The sequence below is a fragment of the Staphylococcus sp. HMSC072B07 genome (genome assembly GCF_001815505.1).
Taxonomy (GTDB): Bacteria; Bacillota; Bacilli; order Staphylococcales; family Staphylococcaceae; genus Staphylococcus; species Staphylococcus simulans.
On record NZ_KV820907.1, the window covers coordinates 88,766 to 109,624 of the forward strand.

The window sequence follows — 20,859 nt, forward strand, 5'->3', positions numbered from 1 at the left end:
CGCACCCGAGACACAGCTCGGGTGGACAAGTGCTTATGAGATGCGAAACTTAAGTTGAAGGTTTCACTGCTAATGGAAGTTTAACTTGAGTACTGCTGTGATTATTTAGTTGAATCTTCTAGTTTTTTAAGTTGATCTTTGTAGTCTTTTTCAGGTAATGCTACATAGCCAGCTTTTTCTGCTGATTTACCTTTATCTTCTAAGATAAATTTGATGAATGTGTTAAGACCTTTATTGTCTTTAAGTTTTTTGTCGTTAGTGTATACATATAAGTCACGGCTTAATGCGTAAGAACCATCTTGGATAGATTTCTTAGTTGGTTCGATTGCTTTACCGTCTTTACCTTTGATTTTAACTTCTTTTAATGAATCTTTGTTTTGCTCGTAGAAGTTGTAACCAAAGTAACCTACACCGTTTTTGTTATTTTTAACTGATTGTACGATAACGTTTGTATCTGCGTTTTTCTCAGCTTTGATATCTTCTTTGTTCATAACTTCTTCACTGAAGAAATCGTAAGTACCATGTGATTGGTCTGGTGAGAATGCTTTGATTTCTTTAGCTGGGAATTTAGGGTTAACATCTTTCCAAGTTTTAGCTTGACCAGAGTAGATTTTTTTCAACTCATCAACTGTTAACTCTTTAACGAAATCGTTGTCTTTGTTGACTGCGATTGTTACACCGTCTTTAGCGATCTTCCATTCAGAGTATTTGATGCCTTTTTCTTCTAATTTCTTTTTCTCTTCATCTTTGATTGGACGTGAAGCGTTTGAGAAATCAGTTTCGTTATTGATGAATTTTTCAAAACCGCCACCTGTACCAGAAGTACCTGATGAAACCGTAACGTTCGGATATTTTTGAGCAAATTTCTCATTTAAAATTTCAATAATTGGTCCTACAGTTGAAGAACCGTCACCTTTAACTTCGCCTTTGACTTCTTTATCCTTGCTATCTCCGCTGTCGTTGCTACCGCCGCCGCTGTTTCCACATGCGCCTAATAATAATGAAGCACCAATTACTGTAGTTCCTAAAACTTGCCATTTTTTCATGATAAGAAATCCTCCTAAAATAAACATTTGAGCGTTATGATTTTTTTGTTTGCTCAAGCTGTATGTAATTACTTTCAACACCTATATTACAGACGGATTGTTAATTACAAATAGAGGAATTGTAAATATACAGTGAATGAGAAATCAGATTAAATTTACAATCTTTACAAAGTTTACAAACGCACAATAAACCGCGTCATATCAACGTTTTAATATTGCGTTAATATGATCTTCATAATTGCTCAATGGAAATTAGATTGAAAATTTCTGTAAAAAAATTTGAAAAAAGGAGAAATAAATTGCGTGGCTTTGATTTTGAATGTAAAAATCGCTCTTTTAGGTGCTTTTTTTACAGTGAGATTACAAAAAATAGAAAAAACTAGGATGCAGTGCACCCTAGTTTCAATGTTTTTCATATTATTAAGATTGGTTTTCTGATTCAGCAATCGCTTCCCCTTTTTTGGTTAAGCTGATTTTGCCTGTTTCAATGTTAATGATTTTCTTCTTATATAAATGACCGATTGCACGTTTGAATGACCCTTTACTCATATTGAACACTTCTTTGATTGCTTCTGGACTTGATTTATCCCAAAACGGCAGTTCTCCATCATATTCTACAAGTAAATCAAAAATTACTTGGCCATCATCATCAAGACGTTCATGAGCCAATGGTAAGAATGTACCATTCAACTCGCCTTTTTCATTATGACCAATAATTCTCACATTGACTGCTTCCCCTAGTCTAGGTTCTGATTTTCTTTCGCTTTCATGTACAAAGATTTTATAACCATCTTTAGATAGTAAGAAACTTCCAATCTTTAATACACGATAGGCACGTGCTTCGATAATATTGTTTTGAAGTGAATCATCATGTACAGGTGTGTACATTTGACTGACGATCGTTTCTGAAGCGAGACGCGCAAACATTTGTCTCTCACTATCGATTCTTAATGTCGCAAGCACTTCATCGCCGTTTTGCGGCCATAATGATTTAACTTTTGGTAAATCTTCCCATGGGATTAAAACTTCACGAGGAAGTCCTGCATCTACTTTCGCACCATCGCGATCTGTTTTTAGTACTTTAACATAGTCATATTTGGTTGTTGTGATGTCTGGCATATTTTGAGTCGCAAATAATTCGCCAGAACGGTTTGGGTAAATAAAGAAACTATATTCTTCACCTATTTCCAGGTCATCCTCTTCATTTACTTCTGATTGATTGAGTTTCACTTCTTCGCCATTTGGGCCTGCTAATTGGTATGTTGAACCATTCAAACCGACTACTTTGAGAAATTCAATTGTACCGATAATATCGTTATCTTTTAAAGCCATAATAACTCCTTCCACTTTCTGTATTAGGCATATTATAACACGGTTAACATTTTTATAGACATAACTTCTATTGATTCTTTCTATAATATAGGTGAATTATGTTTGTTTAACCGCCATATATCGAAAGAAACGTATTTGTGTGGTATAATTCATGCGTTAGAAATATCAATTAATGGAGGAAATTCATGTTACAAGTTACTGATGTAAGTTTGCGATTTGGCGATCGTAAATTGTTTGAAGATGTAAATATCAAATTTACAGAAGGTAATTGCTATGGTTTGATTGGCGCAAACGGTGCAGGTAAATCTACTTTCTTAAAAATACTTTCTGGTGAATTAGATTCACAAACAGGTCATGTTTCAATGGGTAAAAACGAAAGACTTGCGATTTTAAAACAGGATCACTTTGCTTATGAAGACGAGCGCGTATTAGATGTTGTGATTCAAGGTCACGAGCGTTTATATGAAGTGATGAAAGAAAAAGACGAAATCTATATGAAACCAGACTTCAGTGATGAAGATGGTATTCGTGCTGCAGAATTAGAAGGCGAATTCGCAGAAATGAATGGTTGGAATGCTGAAGCAGATGCAGCAACATTATTATCAGGTCTAGGCATCCCTGCTGATTTACATGATAAAAAGATGTCTGAATTAGAAAACAACCAAAAAGTAAAAGTATTATTAGCTCAAAGTTTATTCGGTGAACCTGATGTTCTTTTACTTGATGAGCCTACCAACGGTTTAGATATCCCTGCAATCAGCTGGTTAGAAGATTTCTTAATCAACTTTGAAAATACAGTTATTGTAGTTTCCCACGACCGTCACTTCTTAAATAACGTATGTACACATATTGCTGATTTAGACTTCGGTAAAATCAAAGTGTATGTCGGAAACTATGACTTCTGGTATCAATCAAGTCAACTTGCTCAAAAAATGGCGCAAGAACAAAACAAGAAAAAAGAAGAAAAAATTAAAGAATTACAAGACTTCATTGCACGTTTCTCTGCGAACGCTTCTAAATCTAAACAAGCAACAAGCCGTAAGAAACAATTGGAAAAAATCGAGTTAGATGATATTCAACCATCATCTCGTCGTTATCCTTTCGTGAAGTTTTCACCAGAACGTGAAATCGGTAATGACTTATTATTTGTAGAAAACGTATCAAAAACAATTGACGGTGAAAAAGTCTTAGATAACATTTCATTTACAATGTTCCCTAACGATAAAGCTGTACTTGTTGGAGATAGCGAAATTGCGAAAACAACATTACTTAAAATTTTAGCTGGAGAAATGGAACCAGATGAAGGTACAGTTAAATGGGGTGTGACAACTTCACGTACGTACTTCCCTAAAGATAACTCAGAATTCTTCGATGGTGTGAATATGACATTAGTCGACTGGTTAAGACAATATGCACCTGAAGATGAACAAACTGAGACATTCTTACGTGGTTTCTTAGGTCGTATGTTATTCAGCGGTGAAGAAGTGAAGAAGAAAGCAAGTGTCCTTTCAGGTGGAGAGAAAGTACGTTGCATGTTAAGTAAAATGATGCTTTCAAGTGCGAATGTTCTCTTAATGGATGAACCAACAAACCACTTAGACTTAGAAAGTATTACTGCAGTCAACGATGGTTTGAAATCATTCAAAGGTTCAATCATCTTCACATCACATGACTTTGAGTTTATTAACACAATCGCAAACCGTGTGATCGACTTAAATCCACAAGGTGCCCTTTCTAAAGAAATCAGTTACGAAGAGTACCTAAAAGAAACTGGTGTATTAAGCTAGAAATTATGCAGAGGTTAGGTGAAAAATCCTAACCTCTTTTTCTATGTTTAATCCCTACAGTTCAGTCTATATAGAGTATATAGCTAAAAAATTGATAATAGACGATGAAAAAAACAAAGTATAAATTACACTTAATTAGTAAATACTTTCGGAATTTAGGCTTTTTTCAGTAAATTTCCAAAAATCATATATTTCTGGTTTACATCTCAATGGTAACTATGTATAATGTGATACATACTAATTAATTGAATAGTTTTTTGATGAGGCGCATCAATCATAAGTACTTGCCACGCCTACTGTCTGTTGCAGTTGGTAAGGAAAGGGTGAGATGCCGAAATAATCATAAATGCAGAGTTATGATTGTTGGACTTTCAGGTTAAGAGCTAAGGGTCTGTCATTATTATCAAATAATGGAGTGCATCACTTGTATATAAATTTACGAGCAAGTTCGCATTCCGGACTTGCTCTTTTTATATATGTGATTCTCCCCTACTATCGAGGAGGATATGTAAAGCAATGAAGAGAAGTGTTTTAAAATTCGGCGGTTCGTCTGTCAGCGATTTTACGAAAATTAGGAATATTGCTGAAATGCTGAAAAATAGAATTGAAAATGACGAACAACTTATTGTCGTGGTCAGTGCAATGGGAAAAACAACTGACCAATTAATGGAAAATGTAGCTGCGCTGACCAGCGAACCAAAACAACAAGAGCTTGCCCTCTTATTAACAACTGGTGAACAGCAAACTGTTTCCTACTTGTCTATGGTGCTAAACGATATAGGCGTTCAAGCAAGAGCCATGACAGGATATCAAGCCGGAATTAAAACAGTTGGACATCATCTCAAAAGCAGGATTGCAGAAATCAACCCTGATACTTTTGATAAAGCATTTGAAACGCATGATGTACTTGTTGTAGCCGGGTTCCAAGGTATCAATGATGAACTTGAATTGACTACGCTTGGCCGAGGTGGTTCGGATACGACAGCAGTTGCATTAGCAGCAGCCAATCAAACACCATGTGAAATTTATACAGACGTTGACGGTGTCTATGCGACTGACCCTCGTATTTATAAAGATGCCAAACGTTTAAGTGTAGTTTCTTACGAAGAAATGATGGAAATGAGCGCACTGGGTGCTGGGGTTTTAGAAACACGCAGTGTCGAACTCGCAAATAACTATAACATTCCATTGTATTTAGGAAGAACGTTATCAAATGTGGAAGGAACGTGGATTATGTCACAAACAGAAATACTAGAGAAAAAAGCAGTAACGGGCGTAGCTTTAGATAGCAAAATGATGCATGTCACTATCAGCTATCCCCTATCTGATAATAAACTCTTAACAGATTTATTTACTTTACTTGAAGAAGGACAAGTCAATGTTGATATGATTTCTCAAATCGTCAACCTTGAAGGGTTACAGCTCTCATTTACAATTAAAGATACTGATTTGACACAAATCAAAGGTATTTTTAACAAATTGTCAGAAAGTTATCAAGCTTTAGATTATAATTTAAATGATGCCTACGCAAAGATTTCCTTGATTGGATCAGGTATGAGAGATATGTCAGGTGTCGCATCGAAAGCTTTCATCAGTTTAATTAATGCAGGTATTCCGTTCTATCAAACAACGACATCTGAAATCAGTATCTCTTATGTTATCGATGCTGATAACGGAGAACGTGCAGTCAAACAACTTTATGAAACATTTGATATTTAAAAGTTGGAAAGCAGCAAGAATCAGAAACTCAAGAAAGAATTAACGACTTTCTTAAATAATAATATGGAGTGAATTGAATATGACAAAATTAGCAATCGCAGGTGCAACAGGTTTAGTAGGAAGCAAAATGTTAGAGACAATCGATCGTAAAAATATTCCATTTGATGAGCTTGTAATATTTTCTTCAGCAAGATCAGCAGGAAAAGAAATCGAGTTTCAAGGTAAAACATATACAGTTCAAGAACTAACAGAAGACGCTGCAAGCGAACATTTTGATTATGTATTGATGAGTGCTGGGGGCGCTACAAGTGAACACTTCTCACCTATTTTTGAAGAAGCGGGAGCCATTGTTATCGACAACTCAAGTCAATGGAGAATGCACGATGATATCGATTTAGTCGTACCAGAAGTCAATGAACCTATATTTACAAGAGGTATCATCGCAAACCCTAACTGTTCAACAATCCAATCAGTGGTACCTTTAAAACCATTACAAGATAAATATGGTTTAAAACGTGTTGCTTATACAACATATCAAGCAGTATCAGGTTCAGGTTACGCTGGCCGTGAAGATTTATTAAATGGAGAAAAAGGAGAAGAACCAAAAACTTATCCTCATCCTATTTATAACAACGTGTTACCTCACATTGATGTCTTCTTAGAAAATGGTTATACAAAAGAAGAACAAAAAATGATTGATGAGACACGTAAAATTTTAAACTTACCAGACTTAAAAGTAACAGCAACTTGTGTGCGTGTACCTGTACAAGACAGCCACAGTGTTGAAATGGACGTTACTTTAGATAAACCAGCGACAGTAAAAGAAATTCAAGAACTATTTGAAAACGATGATCGTGTTGTCTTAGTAGACAATCCAGAAAATAATGAATATCCATTGGCTGTTTATTCTACTGGTAAAGATGAAGTCTTTGTCGGTCGTATCCGTAAAGACGATTCATTAGATAATACATTCCATATTTGGGTAACATCAGATAACTTACTTAAAGGCGCAGCATTGAATACAGTCCAAATTTTAGAACAAGTTTTATCAATGAAAGGAGTTTCTTAATATGAGTTGTTTATTTGAAGGAGTTGGGGTAGCTCTTACGACCCCATTCACAAATAATGAAGTCGATTATCAAGCATTAGAGAAACATGTTAATTATTTATTAGACAATAATATCCAAGCGATTATTGTAAATGGTACAACTGCAGAGAACCCTACTTTAACTGAAGATGAAAAAGAAAAAGTATTAGAAGCAGTTATTAAACAAGTGAATGGCAGAGCAACTGTTATTGCTGGTACAGGTACAAACTCAACTAAAAAATCTTTAGATGCTTCATTACGTGCTAAAGAATTAGGTGCAGATGCAATTATGCTGATTACACCTTACTACAATAAAACAAGCCAACGTGGTTTAATCGCCCACTTCACTACAGTGGCAGATGCAGTAGAACTACCTGTTGTTTTATATGATGTACCATCAAGAACAAATATGAGAATTGATGTAGAAACAATGGTTGAGTTAGCGAAAAATCCTTATATTGTAGCATTGAAAGATGCGACTAATGATTTTGAACATCACCGTGCGTTAAAAGAACGCTTAGACTTATCTGAGTTCTCATTATATAGCGGTAACGATGATAATGTTGTACGTTATTACGCTGAAGGCGGCCATGGTGTAATTTCAGTTGTCGCAAACGCGATTCCTGGTGATTTCCAAGCACTTTATGAAAAAGCAAAACGTGGCGAATCTATTGATAAAGATTTCGAACCAATTAACCGTTTGTTAAATGCGTTATCAGTAGATGTTAACCCTATCCCAATCAAAGCACTTACTGCTGTTGAAGGATTCGGTAACTACGAAGTACGTTTACCGTTAGTGACTTTAGAAGAATCAGACCGTAAACAACTTGAAGAAGCATATGCCAAATATAAAGCAGGTGAACTTTAATGAAAATTTTGTTAATCGGATATGGTGCAATGAACAAACGTGTGGCACGTTTGGCTGAAGAGCAAGGACATGAAATTGTAGGTGTTATCGTTCCAGATCCTGAAAATGACTATCCCTACCCTACTTATTCACAAATCAGTGAAGCAAAAGATGCTGAAGTAGCGATTGATTTCTCTAATCCGGAATTATTATTACCGTTATTAGACCAAGATTTCAAATTACCAGTTGTTGTAGCTACAACGGGTGAAAAAGAAAAAATTCAAGAAAAACTACAAGCATTAAGTAAAGACATGCCAGTCTTCTTTAGTGCAAATATGAGTTATGGTATCCATGTCATGACAAAATTATTAGAAGTTGCCGTACCACTTTTACAAGGTTACGATATCGAATTAATCGAAGCACATCATAATAAAAAAGTAGATGCACCAAGCGGTACATTGATTAAATTGTTAGATGTTATCAAAGATATTAAAGAAGTAAATCCTGTCTATGATCGCTCACAAACAACTGAACGTAGAAAACCTGAAGATATCGGAATTAGTGCTGTTCGTGGCGGTACAATTGTTGGTGAACATGAAGTATTGTTTGCTGGTGTCGATGAAACGATTGAATTAACACATCGTGCACAATCAAAAGATATCTTTGCGAACGGTGCAATTACAGCCGCTGAGCGATTGGTTTCTAAACCAAATGGGTATTATACATTTGATAATTTAAATAATTAATTAAACAAAGGAGAGGTTTTTACCATGGCAAAAGATTTAACAGCTGAGGAGATTATTCAATATATTAGTGATGCGAAAAAATCAACACCACTAAAAGTTTATATTAACGGAGCGTTCAAAAACGTAGAATTCCCTGAATCATTTAAAGTATTCGGCGGAGAAGATTCTAAAGTGATTTTCTGTGAAGCAGATGACTGGGATAAATTCTATGACGAATATCAAAACTACATTGAAGATGTAGAAATTGAAATGGATCGTCGCAACTCTGCGATTCCACTAAAAGATTTACGTCATACAAACGCGCGTATTGAACCAGGTTCATTCATTCGTGAACAAGCGATTATCGAAGATGGTGCAGTTGTGATGATGGGCGCAACAATCAATATCGGTGCGGTAGTCGGCGAAGGTACAATGATCGACATGGGTGCGACATTAGGTGGTCGTGCAACAACAGGTAAAAATGTACATGTCGGTGCAGGTGCTGTATTAGCAGGTGTTATCGAACCACCAAGTGCATCCCCTGTTGTAATTGAAGATGATGTATTAATCGGTGCCAATGCAGTTATCTTAGAAGGCGTTCGTGTTGGTAAAGGCGCAATTGTTGCTGCAGGTGCAATTGTGACACAAGACGTTCCAGCCGGTACTGTAGTTGCAGGTACACCAGCGAAAGTAATCAAACAAACTTCTGAAGTTGAAGATTCTAAACGCGAAATCGTATCTGCTTTACGTAAATTAAATGACTAATCAAAAACCAGACGTTAACAACTATTAAATAAATCAAAAAAGGCGTATCGTGTGCGTTTTGCAGAGCCTCACATACGCCTTTTATACATATTATTAAGTAAGACAAAAGGAAGGATATTATGACACAAACTGAATTAGAATTTGTAACACAACATCGTCGCCATTTACATCAAAACCCAGAACTAAGTTTGGAAGAATACGAAACAACGAATCATATCATTGCTTTTTTAGAATCTATCGGCGTACCTTATGAACGTCCTTTAGAAACAGGTGTCGTTGCACACTTAAAAGGTAACGGTAATCATACAATTGCGTTTAGAGCCGATATTGATGCTTTACCGATTGATGAAGAAAATGACATCGACTTTAAAAGTTCAAAAGCAAATGTGATGCATGCGTGTGGACATGATGGCCATACAACTGCCCTACTCTTATTTGTCAGACGATGCAAAGCTTTATTTGACAAAGGCGAATTACCGCAAAATGTAGTGTTTATTTTTCAACCTGCTGAAGAAACAGGCGCAGGTGCTAACCGTTTGATCAAAGCTGGTTCATTTGATCATCATCCAATCGAAGCGGTTTTTGGTATCCATGTTATGCCATTTAATGATGAAGGCACTGTAACAATTATGAATGAAGAAATTACTGCGAGTGCCACAGAATATCGATTCTTCTTAAAAGGACAATCTAGCCATGTTGCGAATAAAGAACAAGGACGCTCATGTGGTGAAGGTTTAATCCATGTATTAAACCAAGTGAGTCAAATTCAACAATATCATTTGAATGGTTTACAAAGAAATATAGTTCATATTGGTCGTTTTAATGCTGGTGAAGCGATTAACACAGTTCCTAGTCAAGGTTACTTAGAAGGTACAATTCGTACGTATGACACAAATGATCTACAAGCAGTAAAAGATCAAATGTCTAAAATTGCGCAAAGTGTACAATTATTATTTGGTGTTAATTGCGAAGTGAAGTTTGAAGAAGGTTACCCACCTACTTTTAATGACCCTACTTTACATGATGGTGTCGTTAAAGCTTTAAAAGATGCGGACTTTAATGTAGTAGAATTAGAAAAACCTTATTTATTCGGTGAAGATTTCAGTTTCTATAGCCAAATTGCGCCAAGTTACTTTGCTTTTGTCGGTATTCGTAATGAAGCAAATGACTGGGTACATGGTTTGCATACACCGAAACTTAACTTCGACGAAGCACAATTAATCCGTATTGCGGATTATTATGAAAATCTATTATTCCAATATGGCAAGGAGGTTTCTTCATGACAGCGATTTGGTCGGTAAACCGTCAACAATTTATAGATAATGCGAAAAAAGTACGTCATAACCAAAATTTAATGGCCGTTGTGAAGAACAATGCTTATAACTATGGGTTAGAATTTTCTGTAGAAGCCTTTTTAGAAGCTGGCATTGATACATTCAGCACAACTTCACTTGCTGAAGCTATTCGTGTCAGAAAAATTGCACCAAATGCGACGATTTTTTTAATGAACGCTGTTTATGATTTTGATGCGGTAAGAGATAATCATATTCACATGACCCTGCCCTCTTTAACTTATTACTATCAATATAAAGAAGAGTTACAAGGTATCCATGTTCACTTAGAATTTGAGAACTTACTTCATCGTTCTGGGCTTAAAACCATACAAGAAATTAAAGAAGTACTTGAAGATCATGCGAATAACCAAAATGAAGATCAGATGATTATCAGTGGTTTATGGACACATTTTGGTTACGCAGATGAATTTGATGTTCCTGAATATGGTATTGAAAAACAAGCGTGGGTTGACGTTGTCGATGCATTACTTTCTGAGGGGTATCATTTTGATTTAATTCATGCACAAAACAGTGCTTCATTTTATCGAGAAGAACAACAACTTTTACCGCATCACACGCATGCACGTGTCGGTATTGCTTTATATGGCTCAAGACCTTACAGCAGCTTATCAGAAGACGTTATCAGTCAATCACTTACTGTTAAAGGTAATGTGATTCAAGTCAGAGATGTAAATAAAGGTGACTATTGCGGTTATAGCTTTGCGTATGAAGTCGAACAAGATCATACAAAACTTGCGGTTGTTGATATGGGTTACGGTGACGGTATTTTAAGAACCAGAGCTAAACACGAAGCCATTATTAATGGTAAACGTTACCCTATCAAAGCTTTGATGATGAGTCATATGTTCGTTGCGGTTGATGAAACCGTTACTGCACAAGATGAAGTGATACTATATAATGAAGATATGCGTATTGATGAATATACGTTTAAAGGTGTCGGCGCGAACTCTGAACAATTAAGTGCGCTAAACCATGATTCTTTGATAAAGGAGATTCGATAAAATGGTTGTAGAATATAAAAATGGTAAATTAACAATGGGTGGCACAAGTTTAGAAATGATTGCTCAAAGCTTCGGTACCCCACTGATTGTTTATGATGAGGACCAAATCCGTAATCAAATGCACAGATATAAAGAAGCATTTGAAGCTAGCGGCCTTGATTATAATATTTCATATGCTTCAAAAGCATTTACTTGCCTACAAATGGTTAAGCTTGTACAAGAAGAAGGATTAAGCTTAGATGTTGTATCTGAAGGTGAACTTTATACTGCTTTAGAAGCCGGTTACGACCCAGCAAACATCCACTTCCATGGTAATAACAAAACAAAACACGAAATTCGTTATGCATTAGAAAGTAAAATCGGTTATTTCGTGATTGATTCTTTAGATGAAATCGAATTAATTAATAGATATGCATCAGAAACAGCTGATGTTGTACTACGTGTAAATCCTGGTGTAGAAGCACATACCCATGTATTTATTCAAACGGGCCAAGAAGATAGTAAATTTGGTTTATCTATTCGCTATGGTTTAGCAGATCAAGCGATTGAAAAAATTCAAAATAGCGATAAATTAAACTTAAAAGGTATTCATTTCCATATTGGTTCTCAAATTGAAGGCACAGAAGCAATGATTGAAACAGCTAAAATTGTGATTAAATGGTTAAAAGATTTGAATTTAGAAGTGGATTTACTAAATATTGGTGGCGGCTTCGGTATCCGTTATGTTGAAGGTGATGTCAGCTTCCCTATCGAGTCAGGTATCAAAGAAATTACAGATGCTTTAAAAGATATTGCGAAAGAAGCAGATTATCCACTACCAACAATTGGTATTGAACCAGGACGTTCTATTGTGGGAGAAGCTGGTGTAACGCTTTATGAAGTCGGTACAATTAAAGAAATTCCTGGTATTAACAAATATGTATCTATTGACGGTGGTATGAGTGATCACATCCGTACAGCATTATATGGTGCGAAGTATGATGCCTTATTAGTTAATCGTGATGAAGAAGCGGACGATACAGTCACTATCTCTGGTAAATTATGTGAGTCTGGCGATATTATTGCGCGAGATGTGAAATTACCTTCATCTGTTCATCGTGGCGATTACCTTGCGATATTATCAACAGGTGCATATCACTACTCTATGTCATCTAACTATAACCAAATGCAGAAACCTGCAGTGTTATTTGTGAAAGATGGTAAAGCAAGAGAAGTTATCAAACGTCAATCACTACGTCAATTAATTATTAATGATACAAAAGTAAAATAAATCATAAATGTAAAAAACGAACTGAGATGAGATCAGTTCGTTTTTTTGTTTCGAATTATATTTTAAAGATTGTAAGCAGTATTGCCCTGTTCTAGCAGTAATGTGGAATAATCCGTGTAATCTTCAGTACTTGTTTCTTTATAAGTAGCATTTGTTTTTTCTAATAATAATGAAGAATAATCTGTGTAATCCTCTTCGTAATTGATATTACTTAGTTGTTCTAGGATTAATGTAGAAACGTCCATATCATATTCAGATTCCTGATCTGCTTTGTTACTTTGCTCTAATAACAAAGTTGAGTAGTCTGTGTAGTCTTCATATTCTGGTGTTACTTTTTCTAAAAGAGTAACTTCATTCATATTGTCATCCATATATTGATTTGGTTGTTCAAGTAGTTGAGTTGAATAATCAATTTCTTCTTCAGTAATTTGAGGCGGGTTGTTATTTATTTCATCTACTTTAGATTCATCTTTTTTCGGTTGTTCAACTTCTTTTTTATAGAAACCACTATCTACAAATTCATTATAAGCATCAGCGATTTCTACATCAGTTGTAACCCCATTAGAATCGACATCTAAGTCGCCTTGACCAGTTAAAGTCGGTTCAAAGCCAACAGGCGTTGCGAAAGCAACTTTATATTTACCATTAGGCAAATCTTTAAATTCATAGTTACCGTTATCGTTCGTAGTTGTAGTTTGAGTTGAAGTATCAGGTTTTGTAAGTGTGACTTGTATATCTTTTAAACCAGGTTCACCTTTATCTTGAATACCATTATGATTCAAGTCGTTCCATACAAAGTTTCCTAGATTATATTTTGCGACAGGTGCTGGTATATCTACTAAATAACCGATATCTACTGTTAAATCATCCGCATTATTAATTGTGACATCTACAGGTGTACCATTAGAATCTTTTGTTACATCATCTTCAGCTTGAACTTGTGTAGGTGAGTAACCATCAGGCACACTGAAAGCAACTTGATATGTTCCGTTTGCGACGTTATCAAATTGATAATGTCCTTTTTCATCTGTTTGAGTTGATGCGATGATTTGATCGTTTTGTATTAATTCTACTGTAACACCAGCAAGGCCTTTTTCCAATTCTCCTTGTACACCATCACCATCTGCGTCAATCCACGCTAAATCGCCTAATTTAAATGAAGTAGGCTTTTTATAGAAACCACTATCTACAAATTCATTATAAGCATCAGCGATTTCTACATCAGTTGTAACCCCATTAGAATCGACATCTAAGTCGCCTTGACCAGTTAAAGTCGGTTCAAAGCCAACAGGCGTTGCGAAAGCAACTTTATATTTACCATTAGGCAAATCTTTAAATTCATAGTTACCGTTATCGTTCGTAGTTGTAGTTTGAGTTGAAGTATCAGGTTTTGTAAGTGTGACTTGTACATCTTTTAAACCAGGTTCGTCTTGGTCTTGAATACCGTTACGATTCAGATCGTTCCACACAAAGTTTCCTAAATTATATTTTGCGACCGGTGTCAGTTCATCTTGTAAATAACCGACATCTACTGTTAAATCGTCCTCATTATTAATTATGACTTCATCAGGAATATTATTTGAGTCAACAGTAATGTCTTCACCGGCTTGAGATTGTGTAGGTGTATAGCCTTCTGGGCTTTCATAATTAAGTTCGTATGCACCATTCGCTACATTAGTGAATAGGTATTTACCATTGGCATCAGTCGTAGTAGTAGCAATAGTTTTACCATTTTGAGACAACTCAATTTTTACATTTGCTAAAGGTTGTTCTTGCTCACCTTGAATACCATCCGCATCTGCGTCGACCCATGCATAATCACCAATTTTATAACAGTTGCTTGTTGCATTTATTACGGGGGCAGTCACTGGTTCGGACGATGCAGTTGGAGTGATAGTTGTCGGCGTAGTTGGATTTGAAGCAGATAGTGCTTGACTTTGCTCTGCTGTAAGGGGTGATGATGGACTAGGTGTTTGTGCTTTTTCAGTAACTCCTTGGTAAGATGTTGTAGTTTCTGCAGCATCTGCATTGTGGGAGATACTAAAGAATATACCAGTACCCAATAAAATAGAGGCGGTTCCTATTGTGAATTTACGAATTGAATAGTTTTGATTGATATGTGCTTTCTTGTGCATTGATGATGCTCCTCTCTAAGGTGTCAGGCTCTCTGTCTATCATGCCATTTGAATAAATAAAATATAGCATAATATCAATCAAATGATATTTAATTTACAAGAAATTCAAGTTAATTTTACAAAATCTTTTCATTATATGGATGAAATATTTAACGGAAAAACGCAAAGAAAAAAACACTTTACAAAGTGTAAAGTGTTTAATAATCAATAAAAGCCATCTATTAATTATAGTTTAACAACGTTTGCAGCTTGAGGACCGCGGTCGCCTTCAACTACTTCAAATTCTACTGATTGACCTTCTTCTAATGATTTGTAACCTTCTTGGTTAATTGCTGAGAAGTGTACGAATACATCGTTTTCTCCTTCAACTTCGATAAAACCGAATCCTTTTTCAGCGTTGAACCATTTAACTGTACCTTGTTTCATAATTTGTGAAACCTCCAAGACTAAAATTCAATATGCTTATTCGCATATTACAAAAAATACTTACGATAATTAGAGTATTGTAAAACCACAAAAGTAAATCTTGATATCTATATCATTCTAATCACTTTTCAACAGTCTTATGTATATGCTGCAGGTGGGTTAATAACTGTTCATGACTCAATATAAATCTTACGATACCACCCTTAGTTGCAGATCACGCAAAAGCAATGTTATCGGTATGTTCTATATGTGTTTGAGCTAAATATTCTTTGCAATATGGAATAAAACTATTGCTTAAAACCCATTATAGTGCATTCCCCATATCATTGCAATACAAATAGTAAAAAATAATTAGTCAATAATTGGGAGGTCGTAATATACTTCGTTATTATATAATACGATAAAGCTATAAAATATTTGCATATCTTCATCGCAATCTTCACAAAACCCCATATCACAATTATTGTAGAATGCATAAATGTTGTACTTACCTTTTATGAAATTATCAAACTTCATTTTAGACAAACAAATCAGTTCTCTGTATTTTTTAAGCATATCCTCATATTGTTCAAATTGAAATTGTTCATAGATATTATCGCGCCAATCATCGAACAACCACCATCCCTCATAGTCAGCTCTGATTATATTGACTGTCCACACTTTAAAATCCCCTTTTTAGAAAATCATTTCTCTTTATATTCTTAACTATTGAAGAGATAATTTCAAGAAATGTGTTTGTATTTTTAGATATTGGGTTGTGTAGTAAATATTAGTTTTTTGCCCTGAAAATTCGTATAATAAAACAAAGAGGTGATCTTATGCAACGTAGAAAAATTCAAGTATTTGGACAAGTACAAGGTGTCGGATTCCGTTATTTTACTGAACGCCTTGCACAAAAATATCATATTACAGGAACAGTACAAAATGTTGAGCAATATGTAGAAATATATGCCCAAGGTGAAGAACAAGAACTCGAACAATTCACACAAGCGATAATCGAGGGTGCTTCCCCTGCTTCCAATGTCACAGACTACAACATTGAACATCTAGATACAGATTCATCTTTAGAAAGATTTAGAACTATTTAAAAAGGAAGATGTAAATTGAGATATTATATTTCTCGAATTTATGGAACACTTGTAGGTGTTCCAGCTGCTATTGTCGCTTGGCTCACAAGTATTTATGCATTCGATATATTATTTGTATATGATTTAGGAATCGGTATTGCAGCATTCTTTGCTTTTTACCTTCCTACTCAATTTTTCACATCCAAAAAATATTTAAATGAAATAGGATTAACACGAAGAGACTTTAGATTTGTGCGTCACCATTTAAATAATGCGCAAACAAAAGTTAGAAAACTACTAAAATCCTTTATCAACGTGCGATCAATAAAAGATTTCAAGCAAGTTAACGAAATTCATAGGTTAGCACGAACGATATATTTTACGGTGAGACAGCAACCACAAAAGTTCTTTATTGTTGATAGCTTTTTCTATTCGCACTTAGACAATGCGTTGAACTTGATTGAAAGCTATACAAGATTGGCAAAAATGCCAGCAAAATCTAAAGAAGAAAAACAAAAGTTAGAACAAACACGTATTACCTTAGATGAAGTTAAAAGAACTCTAGTTGCAGATTTAAAGCGATTAAATGAAGAAGACTATACACGTCTTGATGTTGAAATGGAAATGAATAAAATAGAGCAACAACGTCACTTACAAAGAAAGGAGCATGATTAATGGCTAACGAAAATGAAATGCCGACACATCCAGAGTTACAGAGCCAGATTTCAAATGACCAGACACTCATGGAGGCTAATAAAGATTTCACGCCAGAACAACAAAAGAAAATTCAAGAATTGGCAAATCAGATTGAACCGATGAATTATGACTCACTGATGAAATTCGGTTCTAATGCACAATCTAGTATGTCGACTTTCGCACATAAAATGCTGACTGAAGTAAAGTCTAAAGATACAGGCCCTATCGGAGATACATTAAATCAATTAATGGTAAAACTTAAAGAAGTACAACCCGATGACTTTAAACAAGAAAAAGATTCTTTCATAAAGAAAATTTTTAAACGCGCTAAAGCTTCTGCGAATGAAATTTTCTCAAGAATGCAATCAGTTGGCTCTCAAGTAGACCGTATTTCTGTTGAATTAAAAAATCATAAAGATGGATTGAACAGAGATATTCAATTATTAAACGGTCTATATGATCAAAATAAAGACTACTTTGAAGAACTTAATCTTTATATTGCAGCGGCACAAGAAAAGAAACAAGCAATCTTAGAACAAGAATTACCTGAGAAAAGACAAAAGGCATATGAATCAGGCAATCAAATGGATATTCAAGAAGTAGCTGATTTAGAACAATTTGCGGATCGTTTAGATAAACGTATCTACGATTTACAGTTATCTAGACAAATATCACTACAAACTGCACCACAAATTCGTATGATTCAAAATGTGAACCAAACACTTGCCGAAAAAATTCAAAGCTCCATTTTGACAAGTATTCCATTGTGGAAAAACCAAATGGCTATTGCGTTAACATTGATGCGTCAACGACAAGCAATGTCAGCACAACGTGCAGTTACTGATACTACCAATGACCTGTTAACTGCGAACTCAGAGTTGTTAAAACAAAATGCAGTGGATACAGCTGTTGAAAATGAACGTGGAATTGTTGATATTGAAACATTAAAATCAACACACGAGAATATTATTGAAACAGTTGAACAAACATTGCAAATTCAAGCTGAAGGTCGTGAAAAACGTCAACAAGCTGAACAAGAATTGCAACATTTAGAAGCGGATATGAAAGAACGCTTATTAACAATGAAAGAAAATAAAGTACAATAACAAACAAAAACGATTATCTCCCCTACCGTTTTGGTGAAAGATAATCGTTTTTTCTTTTGTATGATTGAACAATATTAATTTTTGGGTAAGTATAACGAGATAAGTTCAAAGGAGTCTGGTAACTAATGACACAACACTTCAATAAAGGTGTTTTGTTTTATCATCAAGCTGCAGGTCAAGGCAATCTGTATAAATCTATTGGACAAGTAACAGAAAGCTTAGTTCAAATGTGTGATGATTTAACAATTAAATTAAGTAAAGAAGAAGGAGATATTAAAAAGTTTTGTGATACTGTAGCTCAAAATGATGACCATTCATATGATATCTTCTTTATCTTAGGCGGCGATGGTACAGTTAATGAGTTAGTAAACGGCGTCGTAAAAAATGAGTTGAATATTCCTATCGGCATTATTCCAGGCGGAACGTTTAATGATTTTGCTAAAACATTAAATTTGGCTGCTAGACCTGTACAAGCAGCACAACAATTGCTTGAAGCTAAAGTGAAATCTTTTGATGTATTAGATATTAATGGTCATATTGCGTTAAACTTTGCCGGAATCGGTATGATGGTAGAAAATGCAGAAAATGTAGATTCAAACAGTAAGAAAGTTTTTGGTAAGTTAAGTTATATCTTTACTACTTTAAAAGTAATTGCTGATCCTGAAACCTATAAATATGAAGTTAAAGCAAATGGTGAAAGTTATTCAGGAGAAACATCCATGATCCTCATCGCTAATGGTAATTTTGTCGGTGGAAGCAGAATTCCTTTAGAAGACTTATCCCCTTGCGATGGTAAAATGAATATCTTCCTATTCAAAAATCATAATATGAGTTTAATTAAGGATTTCTTCCACGTGAAAGACAGTATGAATTGGAATGATATCACTGAGAATATCACATTAGTATCCACTGATGAAGCAACTTTAGAAACGACTCCAAATACTAAAATGGACATTGATGGAGAAATATTATTTGATACGCCTGCAGAAATTAAATTGTTAAAAGACAAAGTAAAACTATTGTATGTAGATATAGAAAACGAATAAGAATAGAAAACGGGAGTGTACGTATGATTTGTACACTCCCGTTCTAGATTTATAGAATTATTCTTTTTCGTAAACGATTGGTTTTTGATTTTTTGCGCCTAAGCTGATTAAGTACCCGATAATTACAGCTGCAATCGCAATTGGGAACCATTCTAGGCTGTTGCTAGCAAGTGGTAATTTGCTCCAAGCTCCAAAATGAATCCATTCTTTAGCAACCGCTACACTAATTAATGATGTAATTGTAATCACAATAATTGTAAATTGTTGGACGATTGGTTTCATTGGAACAAATCGTGCCATCAAAATTAATAATACAGTTGTAATTCCGATTGGATATAAAATCATCAATACTGGAATTGAAAGTTGAATAACTTGGTTTAAACCTAAGTTAGCAAGTACTAAACTGATACCAGTAAAGACTAATACATAAGCTTTGTAAGAGATTTTAGGGAAAATACTATTAAAGTATTGACTTACTGATACTACAAGTCCACATGCTGTTGTTAAACAAGCAAGTGCAACGATGATACCTAATAAGTATTTACCAAACTCACCATAACCAGTTCCGGCAATTGTAGTCAGTAAGTATGTACCGACGTTTTGGTCATGTGCTGCTAAATCTTTTAATTTCTCTGGAGATACAACCATATGGTTACCGATATAACCTAGAGAAATATAAATGAACATTAAACCAGCTGCTGCAATTACACCTGCCATTGCTGTTTGTTTGAAGATTGTATCAGCATGTGTCACTCCTGTTGCTTTAACTGCATTTACTACAATCATAGAGAAAGCAATTGCGGCAATTGCATCCATTGTAAGGTAACCTTGTGTAAAACCTTGAGAGAAACCAGTTAATGTTGATGTATATGCTTCTGTACCATGGCTAGATGGATTACCACCGAAGTCCATAAATCCTTTGATAATCATAGCAATGATTGTAATCAACAATGCTGGCGTTAATAATGAACCGATACGGTCTACCATTTTACCAGGACTCAAACAAAGATATAATACTACTGCGAAATAAATAACTGAGAAAATAAATAACGCAATTGGGCTGCTTGTATTAATGATCGGTGTAACAGTCATTTCAAATGATGTTGACGCTGTACGCGGAATTGCGAACAACGGTCCGATTGTTAAATAAATAGCCACTAGGAATACTACTGAGAAAATAGGTGATATTTTATTAAATGATCCAATATAACCTTGTTTATCTAAAGCACCTACTACCACACCTAATAACGGAAGCCCGATTCCCGTTAATACAAATGCGAGAATAGCTGGCCAGAAATAATGACCGCTATCTAGTCCTAAGTTTGGTGGGAAGATAAGGTTTCCGGCGCCAAAGAAGATGGCAAACAAGGTAAACCCGATAATCCATGTGTTTTTATTCATTTTGATGTGCTCCTTCTGTTACTATAAATCTTAAATATTGCTTTATTT

19 protein-coding genes and 1 riboswitch are annotated in these 20,859 nt (G+C 35.0%); of the genes, 13 read left to right on the forward strand and 6 right to left on the reverse strand.

Translation table 11 applies throughout. The features are described 5' to 3' along the window. Positions 1 to 101 precede the first annotated feature (101 nt). Positions 102 to 1,046, reverse strand: coding sequence for a phosphate ABC transporter substrate-binding protein PstS family protein (locus HMPREF3031_RS05670; RefSeq protein ID WP_070724694.1), 945 nt, complete (start codon positions 1,044 to 1,046; stop codon positions 102 to 104). Positions 1,047 to 1,466: 420 nt separating this feature from the next. Further along, positions 1,467 to 2,378: an RNA-binding virulence regulatory protein CvfB gene (gene cvfB / locus HMPREF3031_RS05675; protein ID WP_002480904.1), complete on the reverse strand. Its 912-nt coding sequence runs from the start codon at positions 2,376 to 2,378 to the stop codon at positions 1,467 to 1,469. Between the two features lie 185 nt (positions 2,379 to 2,563). On the opposite strand from cvfB, the gene HMPREF3031_RS05680 reads away from it, so the two are divergent. The 9 genes from HMPREF3031_RS05680 to lysA all read left to right on the forward strand — a co-directional run bounded on the left by HMPREF3031_RS05680 (position 2,564) and on the right by lysA (position 12,934). Continuing rightward, positions 2,564 to 4,165 carry an ABC-F family ATP-binding cassette domain-containing protein gene (locus HMPREF3031_RS05680; RefSeq protein WP_002480905.1) on the forward strand — a complete coding sequence of 534 codons (1,602 nt, stop codon included), beginning with the start codon at positions 2,564 to 2,566 and terminating at the stop codon, positions 4,163 to 4,165. A gap of 252 nt (positions 4,166 to 4,417) precedes the next feature. Beyond that, a riboswitch (Lysine riboswitch) is annotated at positions 4,418 to 4,594 on the forward strand. A gap of 87 nt (positions 4,595 to 4,681) precedes the next feature. Beyond that, entirely contained in the window at positions 4,682 to 5,884 is a 1,203-nt protein-coding gene (locus HMPREF3031_RS05685; protein WP_002480906.1) for an aspartate kinase, read from the forward strand. 79 nt (positions 5,885 to 5,963) lie between these two features. Next, positions 5,964 to 6,953, forward strand: a complete 990-nt coding sequence (locus HMPREF3031_RS05690; protein ID WP_002480907.1) for an aspartate-semialdehyde dehydrogenase — start codon at positions 5,964 to 5,966, stop codon at positions 6,951 to 6,953. 1 nt (position 6,954) lies between these two features. Then, positions 6,955 to 7,839 carry a 4-hydroxy-tetrahydrodipicolinate synthase gene (gene dapA, locus HMPREF3031_RS05695; protein ID WP_002480908.1) on the forward strand — a complete coding sequence of 295 codons (885 nt, stop codon included), beginning with the start codon at positions 6,955 to 6,957 and terminating at the stop codon, positions 7,837 to 7,839. Continuing rightward, a complete protein-coding gene (gene dapB / locus HMPREF3031_RS05700) occupies positions 7,839 to 8,564 on the forward strand; it encodes a 4-hydroxy-tetrahydrodipicolinate reductase (RefSeq protein ID WP_002480909.1) in 726 nt (241 codons plus the stop codon). The genes dapA and dapB overlap by 1 nt, the downstream gene beginning before the upstream one ends. Before the next feature lie 24 nt (positions 8,565 to 8,588). Next, positions 8,589 to 9,308, forward strand: a complete 720-nt coding sequence (dapD, locus tag HMPREF3031_RS05705; protein ID WP_002480910.1) for a 2,3,4,5-tetrahydropyridine-2,6-dicarboxylate N-acetyltransferase — start codon at positions 8,589 to 8,591, stop codon at positions 9,306 to 9,308. A 119-nt stretch (positions 9,309 to 9,427) separates the two neighbouring features. Then, positions 9,428 to 10,591 (forward strand): M20 metallopeptidase family protein, encoded by a 1,164-nt coding sequence (locus tag HMPREF3031_RS05710; protein WP_002480911.1) that lies wholly within the window; start codon positions 9,428 to 9,430, stop codon positions 10,589 to 10,591. After that, the gene (locus HMPREF3031_RS05715; RefSeq protein WP_002480912.1) at positions 10,588 to 11,664 is read left to right on the forward strand and encodes an alanine racemase; all 1,077 of its coding nucleotides are present in this window, start codon (positions 10,588 to 10,590) and stop codon (positions 11,662 to 11,664) included. Before HMPREF3031_RS05710 ends, HMPREF3031_RS05715 begins: the two co-directional genes overlap by 4 nt. A gap of 1 nt (position 11,665) precedes the next feature. Beyond that, a complete protein-coding gene (lysA, locus tag HMPREF3031_RS05720; RefSeq protein ID WP_070724696.1) occupies positions 11,666 to 12,934 on the forward strand; it encodes a diaminopimelate decarboxylase in 1,269 nt (422 codons plus the stop codon). 62 nt (positions 12,935 to 12,996) lie between these two features. On the opposite strand, the gene HMPREF3031_RS05725 is transcribed toward lysA, so the two are convergent. From HMPREF3031_RS05725 to msaA, 3 genes are all read right to left on the reverse strand, one after another. Further along, positions 12,997 to 15,069 (reverse strand): SdrD B-like domain-containing protein, encoded by a 2,073-nt coding sequence (locus tag HMPREF3031_RS05725; RefSeq protein WP_070724698.1) that lies wholly within the window; start codon positions 15,067 to 15,069, stop codon positions 12,997 to 12,999. 225 nt (positions 15,070 to 15,294) lie between these two features. Beyond that, positions 15,295 to 15,495 (reverse strand): cold shock protein CspA, encoded by a 201-nt coding sequence (gene cspA, locus HMPREF3031_RS05730; RefSeq protein WP_001831260.1) that lies wholly within the window; start codon positions 15,493 to 15,495, stop codon positions 15,295 to 15,297. 351 nt (positions 15,496 to 15,846) lie between these two features. Continuing rightward, on the reverse strand, positions 15,847 to 16,155 hold the full coding sequence (msaA, locus tag HMPREF3031_RS05735; RefSeq protein WP_023015218.1) for a regulatory protein MsaA: 309 nt from the start codon (positions 16,153 to 16,155) through the stop codon (positions 15,847 to 15,849). A gap of 158 nt (positions 16,156 to 16,313) precedes the next feature. On the opposite strand from msaA, the gene HMPREF3031_RS05740 reads away from it, so the two are divergent. The 4 genes from HMPREF3031_RS05740 (at position 16,314) to HMPREF3031_RS05755 (ending at position 19,410) form a co-directional block, all read left to right on the forward strand. Then, positions 16,314 to 16,583: an acylphosphatase gene (locus HMPREF3031_RS05740; protein WP_002480918.1), complete on the forward strand. Its 270-nt coding sequence runs from the start codon at positions 16,314 to 16,316 to the stop codon at positions 16,581 to 16,583. 15 nt (positions 16,584 to 16,598) lie between these two features. Beyond that, positions 16,599 to 17,237, forward strand: coding sequence for a 5-bromo-4-chloroindolyl phosphate hydrolysis family protein (locus tag HMPREF3031_RS05745; protein ID WP_002480919.1), 639 nt, complete (start codon positions 16,599 to 16,601; stop codon positions 17,235 to 17,237). Next, positions 17,237 to 18,364, forward strand: a complete 1,128-nt coding sequence (locus HMPREF3031_RS05750; protein WP_002480920.1) for a toxic anion resistance protein — start codon at positions 17,237 to 17,239, stop codon at positions 18,362 to 18,364. The genes HMPREF3031_RS05745 and HMPREF3031_RS05750 overlap by 1 nt, the downstream gene beginning before the upstream one ends. Positions 18,365 to 18,489: 125 nt before the next feature. Then, the gene (locus HMPREF3031_RS05755; protein ID WP_002480921.1) at positions 18,490 to 19,410 is read left to right on the forward strand and encodes a diacylglycerol/lipid kinase family protein; all 921 of its coding nucleotides are present in this window, start codon (positions 18,490 to 18,492) and stop codon (positions 19,408 to 19,410) included. 57 nt (positions 19,411 to 19,467) lie between these two features. Here the strand turns inward: HMPREF3031_RS05755 and brnQ are convergent, their stop codons facing one another. Further along, a complete protein-coding gene (brnQ, locus tag HMPREF3031_RS05760) occupies positions 19,468 to 20,811 on the reverse strand; it encodes a branched-chain amino acid-like transporter carrier protein BrnQ3 (RefSeq protein ID WP_002480922.1) in 1,344 nt (447 codons plus the stop codon). Between the last annotated feature and the right edge of the window lie 48 nt (positions 20,812 to 20,859).